Below are 15,583 nucleotides of genomic sequence, written 5' to 3'. Positions count from 1 at the left end.
TCACGTTTGAGTAGAAAATCAGCACGTCTCCGCATCATGTAAATCAGATAATTGCTGTTCTAATGAGTCGAGTAATTGTTTTCCTTCACTCGCATCAATCAGTTCGAGACGAACGGCAAAATCAATTTGGCGTGACAATCCGAACATTTGTGTATCCAATACTTCCTCATACAGAGGACATTGTGGCATCGTTAAATTCGCAAGCTGGACCTCGATCAACCGGCGGATTTTATGGGCATCCGCTTCTAGTAGCTCAAGAGCGCGCTGGCGATGAACTGTCCCGATTTCAGTTGACAATCCAATCCCTCCTCATCAAATGACGCGTTCCTGTTATAGATAAACTTTACCTTACTTTCGCCAACAATTCAACGTTTCGGTATAATGGATTTGCACGACTCATACATTTAGGGGGAATAATGATGATTTTTCCGATTACAGGTAACGTCCGCTATCCACTGACGATCGACCCAACGGTTTGGATCTTCGATGAACGGAAGATTGAAGTCGACCACATTGGGAAAGAAGTCGGAGATAACGCACAAGAAGCTTATTATGCCAAGATGGGGGCCGCTTGGGATAAAGGAATTACGGAAGGCAGCCGGACTGACCATAACAAACCGATGACGCGCGAAGAAAAAGATGCCGCCTTGCGTGGGTCATTCGCTATGCCGCTTGCAGCGTTCATTCAAAATGCCGAGCCGATCGAAGGCGCCGCCGCATTACGGTTCGAAGGAACGGAAACGGTTGAACTTGATCTGAGTATGTTACCGGAACTGTACTTGCAGTTTTCAAAAGACGGAAAAGTGTTAAGTGATGGTCCTGTCCATCTGCTTTACCGTGATCAAATCGTCCGCTCTGTGACTCGTATAACTGTAGTATGATCTAAAAAAGATATAAAAAGCCGCTTCTGTGCCTTCTTAACGTGAAGGAAACAGAAACGGCTTTTTTGTCGTGTTTGCTTAGAGTAAGTCTGCTGCCAAGCGGGCCAGGCTTGACCGCTCGCCTTTAACGAGTTTGACATGCCCCGTCATCTTTTCACCTTTCAGCCGTTCGACTGCATAAGATAATCCGTTTGAATACTCATCCAAATACGGATGATCGATTTGTTGGGGATCGCCGACTAAGACAATTTTAGAATTTTCACCGACACGGGTCAAAATCGTTTTCACTTCATGTTTTGTCAGATTCTGCGCCTCATCGATGATAATGAATTGCCCCGGCATACTCCGCCCTCTAATATAGGTCAGGGCTTCCAGTTGAATCGATTTCATCCCCGCCAAAATGTTTCCTAGTTCGTCACCGGAACTCGTGTTGAATAAATGCTCCAAGTTATCATAAATCGGTTGCATCCAAGGACGGAGTTTTTCTTCCATCTCTCCCGGTAAATATCCGATATCATTGCCCATCGGTACAACCGGTCGCGCAACTACCAATTTCTTATACCGGTGTTCATCTTCGACCTGTAATAACCCCGCCGCAAGTGCCAGTAATGTTTTTCCGGTTCCTGCTTTCCCGACGAGTGTGACAAGTGGAACATCATCCCGAAGCAACAGTTCAAATGCCATTCGCTGTTGGACGTTTCGCGGAACGACACCCCAGACTTGATCGATGTCGAGTGAGAGCGCCCGAATAATCGGCATTTCTTGATCGACGACAGCAATCGCAGATGCTTTCGACACATTACTCTTTAAAATGACGAATTGATTCGGATGCACTTTTTCCGGAAGAACATCGACTGACAATCGTTTATCTTGATAAAAAGCATCGATGTATTCTTGGTCAACGACCAGTTCAACAAAACCCGTGTATAGTCCTGTCAGGTCAGCGATATGATCCGTCAAGTAATCTTCTGCGACCAAACCATACGCGTCCGCTTTCACCCGAACTAAAATATCTTTCGAGACCAGGATGACATCCCGCCCACTTTGTTGTTCTTTTTGTTCCCGATGAATCGACCAGGCCAGTTCAAGAATCTTGTTGTCGTTTGATTCATGCGTGAACGGTGAAACTTCACTGATGGAATCTCCGATATCAACCCGTAGAATCCCCCCATTCCCGAGCGGAACACCGGCATGGAGATGCCCGGTTTCCCGTAATTGATCAAGAATCCGCGCCGTTTCCCGTGCATTTCGTCCGACTTCATCCATATTTCGTTTTTTCCCATCCAATTCTTCTAAGACAATGGCCGGAATCACGACATCGTGCTCTTGGAATTGAAACAGAGACAAAGGATCATGTAGCATGACATTGGTATCGAGCACATATATTTTTTTCATTCCATCGTTCGCTCCTTTAGAGTCGAGTTTTGATGAATGTTATCCTTTTAAAATATCCTGAATTTGTTGATCAAGTTTCAGCGCTGCCGCTTCATCATACGTTTTATGAACACGCGGCCGGTCCGACACGGCAGCCCCGTAGAATAAGATATCGCGGACTTCTTGAATCTGTCCTTCATACAACGCTACCTGTAAAGGTAATCGAGTGTTCGTTTCCCAGGCTGCGACATCCGTACACGTTAAACTGTACGTCGATTGATCGGCAAAGAAAATAAGTGTAAAAACGGGATGGTCAGCTAACGTTTTGACAAGTAACGAATCCGCTTCGATTGCAAAACGAATCGTTGTTTCATCTTTTGCGTACACCCAACTGATGGCATGTGTAATCGGCCAGCTTTTGCTCTGATCATGTGTGATTAAAAATACGAGTGGTAAATCTGTTAATGCCTTCATCTGCTGTTCACTCAGACGATGTTCCACCTTATTTGCCATGGTACCACCCCCTCCGTTCCTTATTTTATTACTATTCGATACCGGATAATCGCATCCCTTTTTCAAGTTGAATAATTCTTAAATATGATATACTAAGAAAAAAAGGAGGACCTCCCATGCGTGTTAAATGCACCATCTGCGATAAACGAGAAACCATCGATGACTGGTCCTTCACAGCCAAAAGATTGCGAAACAAACCAGTGCGCGTCTACATATGCGATGAATGTCACGACCGTGTCACAAAGCGGACCGTCGCGCGGCAAGAAACAGGACAGTTTAATCTTTATCCGACCTGGGCGACAACTAAAAAAAGATGGTAAAAACTACTTTGGTTTTCAAAGTAGTTTTTTTACGGGTCGAGACGAACAAGAACGTCGTCTTCATCCGACGGATTTCCTCTTCCATCCGTATTGTTCGTGACGTAATACAGGTGTTGTCCATCCGTCATCACGTCCCGGATACGCCCCTGGTCCGTCACAAGTTGCTCCACTTTAGTGGTCGACGTTTCAATTGACCGGAGGCTCTGACCGACCAGCGTTCCGAAATACAACTTTCCACCTTGTTCTGCTATTCCACTCGGTGCAACTGAATTTTCACCCACTTCATACCAGGGTGTAACGAGTCCTTGTTGCTTTTCCGTTCCTTCAATCAACGGCCAGCCGTAATTTTTTTGTTCGATCCGGTTGATTTCATCATGACCGCTCTGACCGTGTTCCGTTGCATACAATGTTTGATCGACAAAAACCAACCCTTGTGGATTACGGTGACCGTAACTGTAAACGTATTCTCTTAGATTCCCCTTCGCCGGGCTGCCGTCGAGGTTCATCCGGAGAATTTTTCCGGATAAAGAAGATAGTTTTTGAGCATTTTCGGGGACTGCCGCGTCACCTGCCGTCACATATAATAATCCATCCGGTCCGATTTCAATTCGACCGCCATTATGAATCGATGCGCCTGGAATCTCATCCAGTAACACGCGTTGCTCTTTCCACGATTCGGTCTCTTCCGTGATCTCAATGACCCGATTCCAAAGTGCCCCCTCTTTCTCATACGTATGATAGACATACGCTGTGCGGTTCTTTTGGAAGTCTGGATCAAGCGCCATCCCAAGCAGTCCGCCCTCCCCTTCTGCAACGACCGGTTCGGTCAATTCGAGCTCCATCCGGCTATACTTCCCTTCTGTTCCTTTGACGATTGTCCCTTCCCGTTCTGTAATATAAAAGGTCTGTTGGTTTTTTTCAATATTCCACGGTATCTTTAAATTTTTGAAAATGATATTACTTTCGACCGGCTCAGATGTTTTCGGAACCGATTTCGATGGATCTTCGGTCGTAGTTTCTGAACATCCGGCTAAAACAACAGCAAGACTGCACGGGATGCTCCATTTTCGGTTGATCATATCTATCACCTCTTGCTATTTTTTTCCCGAACCTGTCGTAAACTATTCCTGGAATCGAACACGGAACGCATTTCCCTTCATTTCACACAAAAAAGTCCCGTCTCCAAAAGGAAACGGAACTTTTTTGTGTTGATTTACGATCAAGAAGCGGTTCGTTCTCGCTCACGTTTGACCATCCACATCCGGAATCGGTAAATTCCGAGAATGACAACCATCGCAAGCAATACTTCAGGGATCGGCCATGTCCAAAAGACAAGTGTTAAAGCGGCAGAGAACACCGCGAGCAACAAGTAGACAATCAGTGATTTCCACCAGGCTAACTCTTTCGCAAATCCTAATTTAAAAACGATTAACGTCAAGATGACGACCGTAATCATCAGTGCATTAAAGCCGGCACTCAAGTTATTCGGATCACTTCCCACACCAAGCAACTTCGCAACGGCGGGAATATCAAATTTCGAGAAATCAGAAGCAACGGCAGGTTGTGCAGTCATTGCCAGTCCCCCTTACGTGTTAAGAGCTCAGTCTTTACCAAGACGACGACGCTTGTCTTGTTTTTCACGTTCGTTTTTGTTTAATACTTGTTTCCGAAGACGAACTGATTGTGGTGTGATCTCACAGTACTCATCTTCATTCAGGAATGTTAATGATTCTTCGAGTGAGAAGACACGTGGACGTTTAAGAACGTTTGTTGTATCTTTCGCAGATGCACGCATGTTCGTCAATTGTTTCGCTTTAACAACGTTAACAGCGAGATCGACGTCACGGTTACATTCACCGATGATCATTCCTTCGTAAACTTCAAGGCCTGGCTCGATGAAGATCGTTCCGCGGTCTTCAAGTGCAGAAATCGCATATGCAGTCGCTTTACCAGCTTCGATTGAGACCATAACACCACTGCGGCGTCCACCGATATCCGCGTTGATGAACGGACGGTATTCTTCGAATGTATGGTTCATGATTCCGTATCCGCGTGTTGCAGATAAGAATTCATTCCGGTATCCGATCAATCCACGTGAAGGAACGATGAATTCCATTTTTGTTTGTCCGTTATCCATTGTTTGCATGTTCGTCAGTTCACCTTTACGGAGACCGATCGATTCCATGACGCCACCTGTGTACTCTTCAGGTGTATCAATGACAACGCGCTCAAACGGCTCAACTTTAACGCCGTCTTCAACTTTGATGATTACCTGCGGTTTAGATACTTGAATTTCGTATCCTTCACGACGCATGTTTTCAATCAAAATCCCGAGGTGAAGCTCACCACGGCCAGAAACGATCCAGCGGTCTGGTGAATCTGTGTTTTCGATACGGAGTGAAACGTCTGTTTCAAGCTCTTTTTCAAGACGCTCTTCGATTTTACGCGAAGTGACGAGGTCACCTTCACGACCAGCGAATGGCGAGTTGTTGACGATGAACGTCATTTGAAGAGTCGGCTCATCAATACGAAGTAATGGGAGTGGATCGACGTGTGAAGTCGGGCAAACCGTTTCACCGACGTTGATATCTTCCATACCTGCGATTGCAATCAAATCTCCAGCTTTTGCAGCTTCGATTTCGACGCGTTTCAGACCAAAGTATCCGAATAATTTCGTAACACGGAAGTTTTTGATTGATCCATCAAGTTTAGAAAGCGAAACGCTGTCTCCAACTTTGATTTCTCCACGGAAAACGCGTCCTACTCCGATACGTCCAAGATAGTTATCGTAGTCGAGCATTGTAACTTGGAATTGTAAAGGATCCATGCTGTTGTCAACAGGAGCCGGAGTGTGCTCAAGAATTAAATCAAGTACGTTTGTAATTGTATCTTCTTGATTTTCAAGTTCAGGGTCAAATGAACTTGAGCCGTTGACTGCCGATGCATAAACGACTGGGAATTCGAGTTGATCTTCATCTGCTCCAAGATCAATCAAGAGGTCGACGACTTCGTCAACAACTTCGAGTGGACGGACCATCGGCTTGTCAATTTTATTGACGACGACGATTGGCTGGAGACCTTGCTCAAGTGCTTTTTTCAATACGAAACGTGTTTGTGGCATACAGCCTTCACGCGCATCGACAACAAGGATAACGCCGTCAACCATACGCATGATACGTTCTACTTCACCACCGAAATCGGCGTGACCTGGTGTATCCACGATGTTGATGCGTGTATTTTTGTAATCAATTGCCGTATTTTTAGCAAGGATCGTGATTCCGCGCTCACGCTCGATATCATTTGAGTCCATTGCACGTTCTTCGACTAGTTCATTCGCACGGAATGTTCCAGATTGTTTTAAAAGCTCATCGACGAGTGTCGTTTTACCATGGTCAACGTGGGCGATGATCGCGACGTTGCGTAAATCGTTTCTTACTACTGTTGTCATAGGTGTGTACCTCTTTCTGTTCATTTAAATAATCCATTAATACTTTCGGTCAACTTTAAGAGTATAGCACAGGTTGACTGGTAGTTGGCAATCACTTAGATCGAAGATGACAGCGAAAGCCTTTTCATTGCCCTTGATTCAAGCTAAACTAAAGACGAGTTCATGTATCGCAAGGGGGAAATGACAAATGCGGATTCTTTTTTTATTGCTAGCCATCATCGCAGTCGGTTCAATGGCTGCCATCGGTATTTTTATTGCGGAACAAAACGTACTCATGATCGTCGTCTCACTTCTTTTGACCATCGGGACAATGGGAGTCGGCTTCGTCTTGAAAGCACGTTTACGTAAACAAGCCTAAACGCCCTCTACGGGCGTTTTATTTTTTCACGTACGTCAACACATCCTCGACGAATTGCCGGCTTCCTGCCAGTACGCTCGTTTGCTCAAGATATGTCATGTCCATTCCTTCGATTGTCCCGACACGTCCGCCAAGTTCTTCGATCAATACTTGTCCACCTGTATAATCCCACGGCATATTTCGCATCGTGATGTAACCATCGACCCGTCCCGCCGCGACCCAAGCAAGTTCCAGTGAAGCCGCACCGACAGCCCGAACGCCAACCGCATCCCGGACAAGTGGCGCGAGTAGATTAGAATCGATTCGCCGGTTCGCCGTCACCCATGTCGCGTTCATGCAAATGATGGCTTCTTTGACCGGTCTCTCCTGGATTGGTGCGAGTCGAATCCCGTTTTCATAAGCCCCCTGCCCTTTGATGGCATGAAACAGTTCATCAGCCATCACATCATACACGAATCCGTAACGCAATTCCCCTTCTACCATAATGGCAATCGAAATCGCGAATAAGCGTTTTTGACGGATGAAATTCATCGTCCCATCAATCGGATCGACGAACCAGACCGTTCCTTCCAGTGTATCTGGACGAACGATTCGTCCTTCTTCTCCATACACGTGATGATCCGGGTATCGATCCAAAATTCCTCGAATCAATAAATCTTCCACATGCTGGTCAATTTCTGTGACGAGATCACTTTTATTTGTTTTTTCTTCTATATGATACGCTTGATCCATCTTTTGACGAATATACTTGCCCGCCCGCTTGATTAGATCGATCGCATGTAACTCAATCCCTTGCATCCGACTCACCCTTTCCGTCTCCTTCAGACCGTCCTACATTTCCATGATAACAAAAAAAATCAACCAACAAAAATTTCGCTGGTTGATTTTGGGATTATTTTATTATCGTTTATTCTATTTTAAAAGATATCATCTTGTTTTACGCTTCAAGACGAACCATCTCTTGACGATATTTTTCAAGACGTTCCTTACTGGCACCCATCGCTTCCGTATCACTTGCTACGATTGCATCATGTAATGTCGCAAGTTCATAATCGATTTCAAGGCGCAATACAGGAATGCGTTTTTCTGCATCTTTTCTTTTGTATGCTTCGATCACTTGTTTCACAGTAACCACACTCCTTCGCGGGATAAAAAACTCAGTTATCAGACAATTGCGACTATTTAGTGGATTGAATCCATAATAGTACGATTTAACTTAGATGTAAAGTATCTATTTTTCAATTTTACAGTTGTACGATATCGTCTTGTATGTAGTATATAACCAGTTTTTGTTTTTTCTAAACAAGCACCCCCTCTTCTGAACGGTCAGAAGAGGGGGTGCTTAACGATACGAATGTCGTTACTTTTTTAAACGCAACAACGCATCTGTTTGTTTTCTTGCTTGTTGAACAGCCCGGTAGCTCGAACACCCTGTCTCTTCAAAATAAAACTGGTCGAGCTGTTTTTCTTCCGACTTTGAATTGACGATGGTTTTAAAAGCTTTATAGGCATTCAAAAAGACTGTTCGATCGATTCCTTTTTCATAAGCTTCTTCGACCATATTAAAAAATTGGATGACTGTTACGATTTCGTCCGTAGACCAGTCCGGATTAATCGGATAATTGACCGCCATTGTGACACTTCCTTTCTTCACGCTTCCTATTTTACAACGAAATCGAACATAAAACAGTTGCAACCTTATGAAAACTTGTTATAGTTAGCTTGTTTGATTGTTTTTTTATTCGGTTTTAAGGGGGGAAATCTGGTGCAAACAAAAAGCTTAACACAGCTCGATACACCTTTATTCGATGCGCTGCTGGCGCATGCGAAACGTCAACCAATTCAATTTCATATTCCCGGTCATAAAAATGGCCAGGGAATGGATCCTGCTTTTCGATCATTCATCGGTCAAAATGCGCTCGATATCGATTTAATCAATATCGCGCCGCTCGATGATTTACATCACCCAAAAGGAATCATCAAGGATGCTCATCAATTGGCAGCCCAAGCTTTTCATGCAGACGAAACATTTTTCTCCGTTCAGGGAACGTCGACCGCCATCATGGCAATGATCATGAGTGTCGTCGGTCCGGACGATAAAATTTTAGTTCCTCGGAATGTTCATAAATCGGTCATGTCGGCTATCGTTCTTTCTGGAGCGCATCCGATTTTCATTCACCCCGAATTTGATGAAATGTTCGGTATCGCTCATGGTATCACGCCAAGTGCCGTCGAACGTGCCCTCAGTCTTCACCCGGACACGAAAGCGGTCCTCGTCATCAATCCGACGTATTTTGGCGTCGCAGGTGACTTAGAGAGCATCGTTACGCTTGCCCATAGTAAAGGGATCCCTGTCCTCGTCGACGAAGCACACGGTGTGCATATTGCGTTCCATGATGATATGCCACTGTCTGCGATGCAGGCAGGTGCAGATCTTGCCGCGACAAGTGTGCATAAGTTAGGCGGCTCTTTAACTGGTAGCTCCGTCTTGAATGTCCGTCGCGGACTCGTCTCACCGGATAAAGTCCAGGCCGTCCTGTCGATGCTGACGACGACTTCCACTTCCTATCTATTGCTCGCATCACTCGACTGCGCCCGCCGCCATTTGGCGATTAACGGAGAAGCGATGAACCGCCGGGCGCTCGAACTTGCGACACGGATGCGGATGGGACTTGCGAAACTGCCTTATCTTGCTGTGTTTGGTGAATCGGATCTTCATTCCAGTGCGACATTCGCCTTCGATCCGACAAAAGTATTGATTTCCGTTAAAGGACTGGGTATTTCCGGTCATCTCGTCGAAGAATTTTTACGGGAAGAACACCGCATCGAGGTCGAACTGTCCGACTTAAACAATATTTTGCTGATTATCACGTCCGGTGATTCGGAAGAAACGATTGATGCTCTACTTGCAGGAATGGCTGATCTTGTAGAACGTCACCGGGATACGGGATCGAAAACCGCGTCCCACTCGATCGTCTTACCCGACATTCCGGCACTCGCCCTCAGTCCGCGTGATGCTTTTTATGAAGAAACAGAAACGATCCCACTCGCGGATGCTGTCGGCCGGATCTCGGCAGAGTTCATGATGGTCTATCCACCCGGCATTCCGATTTTCATTCCGGGTGAAATGATTACAACAGACAATTTGGCGTATATCAAAGAAAATATCGAAGCCGGTCTCCCCGTTCAAGGACTCGAAGATCATACGCTCGAGACAATCAAAGTCATTCAACAATCGAACGCGATTCGTTAAAAAGATGCATTAAAAAAGACCGCAACTGCTGAAAAAGCAATTGCGGTCTTTTAGTCTGCCTGTTCATAACTCGGAACATCCGGCAACAGTGTCGCTAAAAACTCTCCGACCGTCTCAGCATCCACCGGTTCAATCCCGAGCAGACGCGTCATGGCATCCGCCTCGAGAACATCCGTATGATCGAGTAAAGCAGCCCGTCCGCTCGTGAGACTGACAACTAACACCTTCCCGAAAAACTGTTTGGTAAAGACGACACCAAAATCGTACCGTGCTTGTTCCGTTGTCATCCCGATAAACCTGACTTTATCCGTTTCTGAGACATGATACAGTTCTTCAAGTGGCGAAAGTTGAAATTCCATCTTGTCTCATCCTTTCTTTTTTATCCTTTTCCTGTTTTAAAGACAGATTAAACGACACAAAAAAAACCTTAAGCGGTCGGCTCCCCGCTTAAGGTTTTATGACTTATTTCATGATATGGATTGGGCTACCGATTGCAACTTCAGCAGTTTCCATTGCGATTTCACCGAGTGAAGGGTGCGCGTGGATTGTGAGTGCGATATCTTCAGCTGTCATACCAGACTCGATTGCGAGTCCCATCTCTGCGATCATGTCAGATGCGCCTGTACCAGCGATTTGAGCACCAATCAAGAGACCGTCTGCTTTACGTGTGATCATTTTCAAGAAGCCGTCTGGCTCGTTGAGTGCAAGAGCACGTCCGTTTGCAGCGTAAGGGAATTTAGACGCAACATAGTCGAGTCCTTCTTCTTTTGCTTGAGCTTCCGTATAACCGACTGTTGCGAGTTCTGGGTCTGTGAAGACAACTGCAGGAATCGCGCTGTAGTCGAGGTATGCCGGATGTCCAGCAGCTGCTTCAGCAGCAATTTTTGCTTCGAATGAAGCTTTGTGTGCAAGTGGCGGTCCAGGAACGATGTCCCCGATAGCGTAGATGTTTTCGTTCGACGTACGGCACTGATCGTCGATTTCGACGAGTCCACGTTCGCTGACTTTAACTTCCGCCATTTCAAGACCGAGATCAGATGTGTTCGGGCGACGACCAACTGTGACGAGGACGTAGTCCGCTTCGACAGTTTGTGTTTCACCTTTGACTTCAAACGTAACTTTTACGCCTTCTTCTGTCTCTTCGACACTTTGTGCAAGTGCTTCGTTGTGAATCGTGATGTTTCCTTTTTGTTTGAGCTTTTTCTTAACGACTTGCGTCATTGCAGGCTCGAATCCAGAAAGGATATCTTTTGTACCTTCTAAGATGACAACTTCAGTGTCAAAGTTAGCATACGCTGTTCCGAGCTCCATTCCGATGTATCCGCCGCCGATGACGATGAGTTTTTTCGGAAGTTCAGGAAGGTTCAAAGCGCCTGTTGAAGAAAGGACACGTTTTGACCATTTGAAAGCTGGAAGTTCGATTGGAGTCGAACCTGTTGCGATGATACATTTTTTGAATTTGTAAGGTGTAGAAGAATCTTCATTGATGATACGAACTGTATCTTCAGATTGGAAGTAAGCTTCCCCAACGACTGTTTCAACGTTGTTACCTTTAAGAAGGCCACCAACACCACCAGTCAATTTGTTGACGACTGATTGTTTCCAAGATTGAACTTTTGAGAAGTCGACAGCGACGTTCTCAGATGTGATTCCCATTGAATCTGAACCTTTTGCATGTTGGAAGTTGTGTCCAGCTGTGATCAAGGCTTTTGACGGGATACATCCGACGTTCAAACAAACACCACCGACGTTTTCACGTTCGACGATTGTTACTTTAAGTCCGAGTTGCGCACCGCGGATTGCAGCGACGTAACCACCAGGGCCAGCCCCGATTACGAGTAAATCTGTTTCTTGTGCGAATTCACCTACTACCATTGCTTATCCCTCCATAATGAGAAGTTGTGGGTCATTTAACAAACGTTTAACCAAGTTAAGCGCGTTTTGTGCTGTAGCACCATCGATGAGACGGTGGTCGAAGCTGAATGAAAGAGCAAGTACTGGTGCTGCAACGATTTCGCCGTTTTTGACGACCGCTTTTTCAGCGATACGGCCAATACCGAGGATTGCAACTTCTGGGTGGTTGATGACAGGTGTGAACCATTGTCCGCCAGCAGAACCGATGTTTGTGATTGTGATCGATCCGCCTTTCATTTCGTCCCCAGAAAGTTTACCGTCACGTGCTTTACCAGCAAGGTCGTTAATGTTATCTGCTAATCCGAAGATTGATTTACGGTCTGCATCTTTGACGACAGGAACAACAAGACCGTTGTCTGTGTCTGCTGCGATACCGATGTTGAAGTAGTTTTTGTAAACGACTTCTTCGTTCACATCGTCGATTGACGCGTTGATTGCAGGGTATTTTTTAGCCGCTGCTGTCAATGCTTTTACGACGAATGGAAGATACGTTAATTTCGTACCTTGTGCTGCCGCAACTTCTTTGAAGTTTTTACGGAGTGCAACAAGATTCGTAACATCGACTTCGTCCATCAATGTAACGTGTGGTGCTGTATGTTTCGAGTTGACCATTGCTTTCGAAATCGCTTTACGGATTCCTTTGATCTTCTCGCGTGTTTCAAGCTCAGGTTGAGCTGCAACATACGGTTTCACTTCAGATTTAGATGCTGAAGCTTGTGCTGCCGGTGCTTTTTCTTCTGCTGCTGGTGCAGTTGAAGATTGTCCACCGTTTGCAAATGCATCGATGTCTTCTTTGACAACGCGACCGTTGTCACCAGAACCTTGAACTTCACGGATGTCGACGCCTTTTTCACGTGCATATTTACGCACTGAAGGCATTGCGATAACGCGTTCTGATTTATGGATTTGAACTTCATTTGGCTTGTCTTCGACTTTTTTGTCTGTGTCTTGGACATCTTTTGCGTTGTCTGCTGCTTTAGGTTGTTCCGGTGCTTCTTCTTCAGAAGGAGCTGAACCTTCGCCTTCCACATCAAACGTGATCAATACGTCACCAACGACGGCTACGATGCCTTCGTCGACTTTTACTTCTTTGACTGTGCCATCAACTGGTGACGGGATTTCAACGACTGCTTTATCGTTTTGTACTTCAAGAAGAATGTCATCTTCTTTTACTGTGTCGCCTGCTTTAACGAACCACTTTACGATTTCACCTTCGTGAATACCCTCACCGATATCCGGTAATTTGAATTCAAATAAACCCATTTGAATTAGCCTCCTTTTATTTCACTCTTCTGGTCGATTGTTATCTTTAAAACGGAAGCAAGGAGAGAATTGCCTCTCTCCTTTTTTCCGGTTCACTCTTAGAAGTTGTAAACAGTTTTTACTTTTTCGACGATATCTTTGTGGTCCGGAAGCCATGAATCTTCACCTTGTGCGAACGGGAAGATTGTGTCAGGTGCCGCAACACGAAGAATCGGTGCTTCGAGATCAAGAATTGCGCGCTCTTGAATTTCAGTTGCGACCATTGCAGCCACACCTGCTTGTTTTTGAGCTTCTTGAACAACGACAACACGGTTCGTTTTCTTGACTGACTCAACGATTGTATCGATGTCAATCGGGCTGATTGTCATCAAATCGATGATTTCAACGCTGATGTTTTCTTTTTCAAGCTCTTCAGCAGCTTTGAGTGACGCGTGAACCATTGCACCGTACGTTACGATTGTCACGTCAGTACCTTCACGTTTGATGTCTGCTTTTCCGAGTTCGATCGTGTAGTCGCCCTCTGGCACTTCACCGCGGAATGAACGGTACAGTTTCATGTGCTCAAGGAAAACGACTGGATCGTTATCGCGGATTGATGCGATCAAAAGACCTTTTGCATCATACGGAGTTGAAGGGATGACGACTTTAAGTCCTGGTGACTGAGCCATTAATCCTTCCAAGTTATCTGCATGAAGCTCAGGTGTTTTAACACCGCCACCGAATGGTGAACGGATTGTAACAGGTGCACTGTACGTGCCGCCTGAACGGTAACGTAAACGTGCGAGTTGTGCCGCTACAGAATCAAATACTTCGAAAACAAAACCGAAGAATTGGATTTCCATGATTGGACGGAAACCAGTTAAGCTGAATCCGACTGCAAGGCCACCAATACCAGACTCGGCAAGTGGTGTATCGAAGACACGGTCTTCGCCTAATTCATCTTGAAGACCTTCTGTCGCACGGAATACCCCACCGTTTTTACCGACGTCTTCACCGAACAAGAGAACTTGCTCGTCGCGTTTCATCTCGACGCGCATTGCGTCAGTGATCGCTTGGATCATCGTCATTTGTGCCATGGGTTATTTCGACTCCTTTGCTGTATACTCATCAAGCTGCTCTTGCAGGTTTTGTGGTAACTTTTCAGCCATCACGTTGATGAAGTCTGTTACTTTTTGTTTTGGTTCTTTATCTGCTTGAGCGAGTGCTTCTTTTACATCCGCTTTCGCTTGTTCAATGACTTCGTTCTCTTTGTCTTCGTTCCAAAGACCTTTTGTTTCCATGAAAGCACGGAAACGAACGAGTGGATCTTGTGCTTGGTACTCATCATCCATATCTTTTGTACGGTAACGTGTTGGATCATCTCCAGCGAGCGTATGCGGTCCGTAACGGTATGTGAGCGTTTCGATCAATGTCGGAACACCGTTCAGTGCTTCAACACGAGCTTGTTTTGTTGCTGCGTAAACAGCAAGAACGTCCATTCCGTCAACTTGGATTCCGTTGATTCCGGCTGCAACGGCTTTTTGAGCGATTGTTTTCGCCATCGATTGTTTTTCAACCGGTGTCGAAATCGCAAAGCGGTTGTTTTGGACAACGAAAATTGCAGGTGCTTTGAATGCTCCAGCAAAGTTCATACCTTCGTAGAAGTCACCTTGTGATGATCCGCCATCACCTGTGTACGTAATTGCGACTTGCTCTTTTCCACTTTTCTTAAGACCGAGTGCCACACCGGCAGCTTGCACGATTTGTGCACCGATGATGATTTGCGGCATTAAGACGTTAACACCTTCAGGAATCTTACCACCTGTGATGTGTCCGCGTGAGAATAAGAATGCTTTGTAAAGCGGGAAGCCGTGGAAAACCATTTGCGGGATATCACGGTATCCTGGAAGAATCCAGTCATCTTTATCTAAAGCGAATTGTGAACCGATCATTGACGCTTCTTGTCCTGCGACTGGCGCATAGAAACCAAGACGTCCTTGACGGTTAAGTGAGATTGCGCGTTGGTCCCAAATACGTGTGTAAACGAGACGACGCATTAATTCCGTAAGTTCTTCATCTGAAAGATCCGGCATAGCGTCTTTGTTGACGACTTCACCTTTTTCATCCAGAATGCGGAATGTTTCAAAGTTTTCTTCCACGTTTTTAAACATGTTTAAGTTCATCTTTTCACCTCATCCTTTCACTGTGCTCAGCGAAATATTCCTCTGACTGATTTGCTCACATACGAATAGTGTTCAAAAAATGAAGTCCCGTATGACC

Annotated in this window: 18 protein-coding genes; 4 read left to right on the top strand and 14 right to left on the bottom strand. The window is 45.5% G+C overall.

From position 1 onward, the window contains the following. Positions 1-18: 18 nt before the first annotated feature. The gene (locus DVG79_RS03065) at positions 19-297 is read right to left on the bottom strand and encodes an Fpa/YlaN family protein (RefSeq protein ID WP_014970798.1); all 279 of its coding nucleotides are present in this window, start codon (positions 295-297) and stop codon (positions 19-21) included. A gap of 122 nt (positions 298-419) precedes the next feature. Here DVG79_RS03065 and DVG79_RS03060 point away from each other — a divergent pair, with 122 nt between their 5' ends. Then, the gene (locus DVG79_RS03060) at positions 420-881 is read left to right on the top strand and encodes a hypothetical protein (RefSeq protein WP_114595405.1); all 462 of its coding nucleotides are present in this window, start codon (positions 420-422) and stop codon (positions 879-881) included. Positions 882-959: 78 nt separating this feature from the next. Here the strand turns inward: DVG79_RS03060 and DVG79_RS03055 are convergent, their stop codons facing one another. Next, positions 960-2,276 (bottom strand): PhoH family protein, encoded by a 1,317-nt coding sequence (locus DVG79_RS03055; RefSeq protein ID WP_114595404.1) that lies wholly within the window; start codon positions 2,274-2,276, stop codon positions 960-962. A gap of 39 nt (positions 2,277-2,315) precedes the next feature. Next, on the bottom strand, positions 2,316-2,768 hold the full coding sequence (locus tag DVG79_RS03050; RefSeq protein ID WP_114595403.1) for a PNPOx family protein: 453 nt from the start codon (positions 2,766-2,768) through the stop codon (positions 2,316-2,318). A 116-nt stretch (positions 2,769-2,884) separates the two neighbouring features. Here DVG79_RS03050 and DVG79_RS03045 point away from each other — a divergent pair, with 116 nt between their 5' ends. Further along, a complete protein-coding gene (locus DVG79_RS03045) occupies positions 2,885-3,088 on the top strand; it encodes a YlaI family protein (protein WP_114595402.1) in 204 nt (67 codons plus the stop codon). Positions 3,089-3,117: 29 nt separating this feature from the next. Here DVG79_RS03045 and DVG79_RS03040 read toward each other — a convergent pair whose 3' ends face one another. The 3 genes from DVG79_RS03040 to typA all read right to left on the bottom strand — a co-directional run bounded on the left by DVG79_RS03040 (position 3,118) and on the right by typA (position 6,536). Then, positions 3,118-4,167, bottom strand: a complete 1,050-nt coding sequence (locus tag DVG79_RS03040) for a PQQ-dependent sugar dehydrogenase (protein WP_114595401.1) — start codon at positions 4,165-4,167, stop codon at positions 3,118-3,120. Between the two features lie 140 nt (positions 4,168-4,307). Further along, positions 4,308-4,661, bottom strand: coding sequence for a YlaH-like family protein (locus DVG79_RS03035; protein WP_012370870.1), 354 nt, complete (start codon positions 4,659-4,661; stop codon positions 4,308-4,310). 27 nt (positions 4,662-4,688) lie between these two features. Next, positions 4,689-6,536, bottom strand: coding sequence for a translational GTPase TypA (gene typA, locus DVG79_RS03030; RefSeq protein ID WP_014970803.1), 1,848 nt, complete (start codon positions 6,534-6,536; stop codon positions 4,689-4,691). 187 nt (positions 6,537-6,723) lie between these two features. On the opposite strand from typA, the gene DVG79_RS16075 reads away from it, so the two are divergent. Next, positions 6,724-6,894 carry a DUF5325 family protein gene (locus DVG79_RS16075; RefSeq protein ID WP_012370872.1) on the top strand — a complete coding sequence of 57 codons (171 nt, stop codon included), beginning with the start codon at positions 6,724-6,726 and terminating at the stop codon, positions 6,892-6,894. 18 nt (positions 6,895-6,912) lie between these two features. Here DVG79_RS16075 and DVG79_RS03025 read toward each other — a convergent pair whose 3' ends face one another. The 3 genes from DVG79_RS03025 to DVG79_RS03015 all read right to left on the bottom strand — a co-directional run bounded on the left by DVG79_RS03025 (position 6,913) and on the right by DVG79_RS03015 (position 8,527). After that, positions 6,913-7,692, bottom strand: coding sequence for an inositol monophosphatase family protein (locus tag DVG79_RS03025; protein ID WP_114596541.1), 780 nt, complete (start codon positions 7,690-7,692; stop codon positions 6,913-6,915). A gap of 139 nt (positions 7,693-7,831) precedes the next feature. Beyond that, positions 7,832-8,020, bottom strand: a complete 189-nt coding sequence (locus tag DVG79_RS03020; protein WP_012370874.1) for a hypothetical protein — start codon at positions 8,018-8,020, stop codon at positions 7,832-7,834. 234 nt (positions 8,021-8,254) lie between these two features. Next, on the bottom strand, positions 8,255-8,527 hold the full coding sequence (locus DVG79_RS03015; protein ID WP_114595400.1) for a UPF0223 family protein: 273 nt from the start codon (positions 8,525-8,527) through the stop codon (positions 8,255-8,257). 132 nt (positions 8,528-8,659) lie between these two features. On the opposite strand from DVG79_RS03015, the gene DVG79_RS03010 reads away from it, so the two are divergent. Then, positions 8,660-10,147, top strand: coding sequence for an aminotransferase class I/II-fold pyridoxal phosphate-dependent enzyme (locus tag DVG79_RS03010; protein ID WP_114595399.1), 1,488 nt, complete (start codon positions 8,660-8,662; stop codon positions 10,145-10,147). A 50-nt stretch (positions 10,148-10,197) separates the two neighbouring features. Here the strand turns inward: DVG79_RS03010 and DVG79_RS03005 are convergent, their stop codons facing one another. From DVG79_RS03005 to pdhA, 5 genes are all read right to left on the bottom strand, one after another. After that, a complete protein-coding gene (locus tag DVG79_RS03005) occupies positions 10,198-10,506 on the bottom strand; it encodes an SAV0927 family protein (RefSeq protein ID WP_114595398.1) in 309 nt (102 codons plus the stop codon). 103 nt (positions 10,507-10,609) lie between these two features. Next, on the bottom strand, positions 10,610-12,022 hold the full coding sequence (gene lpdA, locus DVG79_RS03000; RefSeq protein WP_114595397.1) for a dihydrolipoyl dehydrogenase: 1,413 nt from the start codon (positions 12,020-12,022) through the stop codon (positions 10,610-10,612). Between the two features lie 3 nt (positions 12,023-12,025). Continuing rightward, positions 12,026-13,324: a dihydrolipoamide acetyltransferase family protein gene (locus tag DVG79_RS02995; protein ID WP_012370879.1), complete on the bottom strand. Its 1,299-nt coding sequence runs from the start codon at positions 13,322-13,324 to the stop codon at positions 12,026-12,028. A gap of 98 nt (positions 13,325-13,422) precedes the next feature. Further along, a complete protein-coding gene (locus tag DVG79_RS02990) occupies positions 13,423-14,400 on the bottom strand; it encodes an alpha-ketoacid dehydrogenase subunit beta (protein WP_012370880.1) in 978 nt (325 codons plus the stop codon). Positions 14,401-14,403: 3 nt separating this feature from the next. Beyond that, the gene (gene pdhA / locus DVG79_RS02985; protein ID WP_012370881.1) at positions 14,404-15,486 is read right to left on the bottom strand and encodes a pyruvate dehydrogenase (acetyl-transferring) E1 component subunit alpha; all 1,083 of its coding nucleotides are present in this window, start codon (positions 15,484-15,486) and stop codon (positions 14,404-14,406) included. Between the last annotated feature and the right edge of the window lie 97 nt (positions 15,487-15,583).

It is taken from the genome of Exiguobacterium sp. RIT594 (genome assembly GCF_003339585.1).
GTDB lineage: Bacteria > Bacillota > Bacilli > Exiguobacteriales > Exiguobacteriaceae > Exiguobacterium_A.
This window is presented reverse-complemented; position numbering and strand designations above follow the sequence as displayed.

Coding starts and splice junctions, on each gene's coding strand:
- DVG79_RS02990 (WP_012370880.1), bottom strand. CDS start 14,400: ATGGCACAAATGACGATGATCCAAGCGATCACTGACGCAATGCGCGTC.
- DVG79_RS03015 (WP_114595400.1), bottom strand. CDS start 8,527: ATGGCGGTCAATTATCCGATTAATCCGGACTGGTCTACGGACGAAATC.
- typA (WP_014970803.1), bottom strand. CDS start 6,536: ATGACAACAGTAGTAAGAAACGATTTACGCAACGTCGCGATCATCGCC.
- DVG79_RS03025 (WP_114596541.1), bottom strand. CDS start 7,692: ATGCAAGGGATTGAGTTACATGCGATCGATCTAATCAAGCGGGCGGGC.
- DVG79_RS16075 (WP_012370872.1), top strand. CDS start 6,724: ATGCGGATTCTTTTTTTATTGCTAGCCATCATCGCAGTCGGTTCAATG.
- DVG79_RS03040 (WP_114595401.1), bottom strand. CDS start 4,167: ATGATCAACCGAAAATGGAGCATCCCGTGCAGTCTTGCTGTTGTTTTA.
- lpdA (WP_114595397.1), bottom strand. CDS start 12,022: ATGGTAGTAGGTGAATTCGCACAAGAAACAGATTTACTCGTAATCGGG.
- DVG79_RS03045 (WP_114595402.1), top strand. CDS start 2,885: ATGCGTGTTAAATGCACCATCTGCGATAAACGAGAAACCATCGATGAC.
- DVG79_RS03005 (WP_114595398.1), bottom strand. CDS start 10,506: ATGGAATTTCAACTTTCGCCACTTGAAGAACTGTATCATGTCTCAGAA.
- DVG79_RS03035 (WP_012370870.1), bottom strand. CDS start 4,661: ATGACTGCACAACCTGCCGTTGCTTCTGATTTCTCGAAATTTGATATT.
- DVG79_RS03055 (WP_114595404.1), bottom strand. CDS start 2,276: ATGAAAAAAATATATGTGCTCGATACCAATGTCATGCTACATGATCCT.
- DVG79_RS03060 (WP_114595405.1), top strand. CDS start 420: ATGATTTTTCCGATTACAGGTAACGTCCGCTATCCACTGACGATCGAC.
- pdhA (WP_012370881.1), bottom strand. CDS start 15,486: ATGAACTTAAACATGTTTAAAAACGTGGAAGAAAACTTTGAAACATTC.
- DVG79_RS03050 (WP_114595403.1), bottom strand. CDS start 2,768: ATGGCAAATAAGGTGGAACATCGTCTGAGTGAACAGCAGATGAAGGCA.
- DVG79_RS02995 (WP_012370879.1), bottom strand. CDS start 13,324: ATGGGTTTATTTGAATTCAAATTACCGGATATCGGTGAGGGTATTCAC.